This window comes from Bacillus sp. MN7755 (assembly GCF_054771475.1).
This window is the reverse complement of sequence record NZ_BTRL01000053.1, coordinates 1-3198: the sequence shown is the minus strand read 5'-3', so window position 1 is coordinate 3198 and position 3198 is coordinate 1. Positions and strand designations below refer to the sequence as shown.

General features: G+C 33.5%; 1 protein-coding gene and 1 pseudogene. Both read right to left on the bottom strand.

The annotated features are described in order from the left end of the window. Nucleotides 1–486: 486 nt before the first annotated feature. On the bottom strand, nucleotides 487–2499 hold the full coding sequence (locus tag ACYVEC_RS30520; RefSeq protein WP_275718800.1) for a bifunctional metallophosphatase/5'-nucleotidase: 2013 nt from the start codon (nucleotides 2497–2499) through the stop codon (nucleotides 487–489). Between the two features lie 79 nt (nucleotides 2500–2578). Further along, nucleotides 2579–2674 (bottom strand): annotated as a pseudogene (locus tag ACYVEC_RS30515) (DUF3967 domain-containing protein); the annotation flags it as partial. Nucleotides 2675–3198 lie beyond the last annotated feature (524 nt).

Here is a 3198-nt window from a genome sequence, read left to right as displayed (position 1 = left end):
CTTCTTGGCTAAAATGATAAATGATTCTACTGACTATTTAAAAGAAGCATAGCTCCGGATAAGTTTTTTGAGATCGTAAACAAAGAAGACCATTTAAAGATTCATCCAATCCCCTTACATGCCAGATATAAAATAAGATTTTCACAGTTAAAGTAGATTCCCTCACATACCTCAATGTTTATAAGCATAAAAAAGACTGCAGCTATTAAGCCGCAGTCTATAAAATTCAAAAATACATCGCAAACTCAAATTTTAAGAAAAATACAAAGAAACCGCCCTTATAGGCAGTTTCATATGCAGCAGTGTATTCTTAAAAAATGAAACCTATTTTACCAAAAATTTTTCTAACTTTTTATCGATGATTCTCTATATTTCCATACGTTTCATATGACTTTTGCTGTACCATCTCACTATTAACAAAATAATGTCAGGCTCATAATGCTTCTACTTGAACAAATCTTTTGTTTCCATACCGATCACACACCTTTATAGAGTAGTAGTATCCGTATGTTCAAGTTTAATAGATTTTTTGCACAGACCATTTTTCTTATATTTTTTTAATAACCCTATTAAGTTTTTGTAAAATTCACCTTTTGTTTTTACACGATTAAACTGATCCGGATTAATATTAGCTTTTTGAGAAAGTGCTGCAATCTCTTCTTTTGTAATTGAATCTTTAGTATTTATAGATGCTACATTTGTATATTTTCCATCTTCTGTTTTTGGAATTTCTAGTATCCCTTTATTTACAAGATCCACTACAGCCTTATGCTCTGAAGAATGTGTATCTACACCAGTAATTTTCCAATTATGCATAACTTTTGGCGTGTATACACCATTCTTTACCTCTTTTAAATATGTAATAGCAAGGTTACGGATGGTTCCACCTGTTTCTCCAAATGCATTCTCTTGTTTAGATGACCAAATTTGTTCAAACTTACGCCCCTCTAAAGCTCCACCTTTTGCCTGAAGAGCCTCCATTCTATATGCATTCATTCCCAGTGTCATAACATCGCTCATTTTGATTGGTTTATTTGTACGAATAGATCGTAGATTTGTAATTCTACTTCCATATGGTTTTGTTAAGTCAATTTCGTATTTTACGCCACCAAAGAAATCATTCGTACTGTATTTAGACGCACGGCGGGTTTTATCAAAGCTAACGGTTACATCTCCTGCACGAGATGAGTTAAAATATCCTGCCGCCCATTCCATGTAGTCTTTTAAATCTTTCCCAGTTACCTTATATACTGTAATTTCTCCCAATGCATATTGATAATTATATGCAATATCTTTCTTCTTAATAGGACCTACATCCAAACGGGCATAGTCGTTATCAATTTGATGGGCTACTACATCTGCCTTGCTGTAATAGAGCATGACTTCATGAAAGAAATCTGATAAAGGTGTCTCTTGAATTTGAACACTTGGAATACCCTTTATTTCATTTTCAGGAACAAGATTTCTACCCTTTAATTGAGCGACTACAACATTTGCATCTCCTCTCGCATATTCGTGAAAAGGTGTTAATGTTTCTTCAAGTGTAGGATCAGATAATACCGTTGTTCCATCTGCATTTTTTACAGGTATAGCTGTAGCTGTTTTATCTTTTAAAACCAACTTCCCATCTTGCTTTGTAAAAGTAAGGTCAATACGCGAGATATGCGTTCCATATTTATCTGGTTCTGTAATAATAACACCATTTACAACTTCTTTTTTAACAAGTTTATGCATATGAGCTGCAAAAATAGCGCTTAGTTCCGGACAAGCATTCGCCATATCTTGAACCCCAGTACCAGGGATTCCATTCTCATTTTCTAGTCCCATATGCATAACCCCTACCATTACATCTACTTTACCCTCTAATTCTTTAATTGCCTTTTTTGTCTCTTCTACTGGATTTTTCACCACTAAACCATCCAAATGATCTGTCCCTTTTTCAAAATCACTAATCATTGGTGTATTCATACCAATAATTCCAACTTTAATTCCACCTTTTTCAACAATCGTATATGCAGGAAGAAAACGCTCTCCATTTTCCTTATAAATGTTTCCTGCTAACATCTTTCCCTTATATTGCTCACTAACTTTTTTCAATGTATCTAATCCAAAGTTAAATTCATGATTTCCAAATGCCCAAGCATCATATCCCATTGTGTTCATCGCTACCATCATTGGAGATTGTGGCTTATCATTGAATAATTCTACTGAGTTTCCTTGAATTGTATCCCCGGCATCTACTAATATGGTATTCGGATTTTCTTGACGTACTTTCTTTATAACCGTATAAAGCTGTGTTAAACTTCCACTCATATTTGCACCATCAAGCGCATAATCCCAAGGCATAAATCTACCATGAATATCTGCAGTACCCAATAATGTAATATTAACATCAGATTCTTCAGCTTTAGAGATAGCTGGTTTGACTGTTACTGCTGTTACAAGAAGCATAAGAATTACAAAATAACATACATAGTTCTTCCATTTCATTTTTTGCATAATAACAATATTTCTCCCCTTTTTGTACTGTCATAAAGTTGCTTGAACTTTAAAAATGTAACTTATTATTCGGAAAACTTCAACTATAAAAGATAATTTTGGAGATAGTACGTTTAGCATCTTGAATCTCTCTGACCATCTTCATAAGATTTTCATCCCTCTGATTTAACCTTTTTCTATTCTTCCATTACGATTTTTTCACTCTTTTTCTTTCTTATAAAACTCATTTTCTTCTTTCTCCATATCCTCTTCCCCATAAATTCCAATTCTACATGAATCTTTTATTTCGCATCACTTCAAAAGGTTAAATTCGCCCGAAATGATATGGTGACCCCTAATAGAAAAAAGCTCATTCCTTATATACAAATAGATATGGAGTGAGCTTTTTGGGTTACCAATAAGTGGGGTTATATTAACTTTAATATTTTATACAAGAATTGGGCGAGTACCGTTACAAAGAGTGGACAAGCTGCATTTATTAATATTGTACAAGCTATTCTATGAATGAAAGGAGGTTAGTTTAAAACATGCCTAAACCTCATCCTCGTAATCCAAGAAAAAATAGAAATCGCAATTATGAAGATTCTAATGATCGTTCCTACAACCAAAACCAAATGGACTATATTCCTTTTGTTAATAATGTGAATGTGAATGTAAATGTAGATTACTATACACCGCCAACTACTCCACCAACTACTC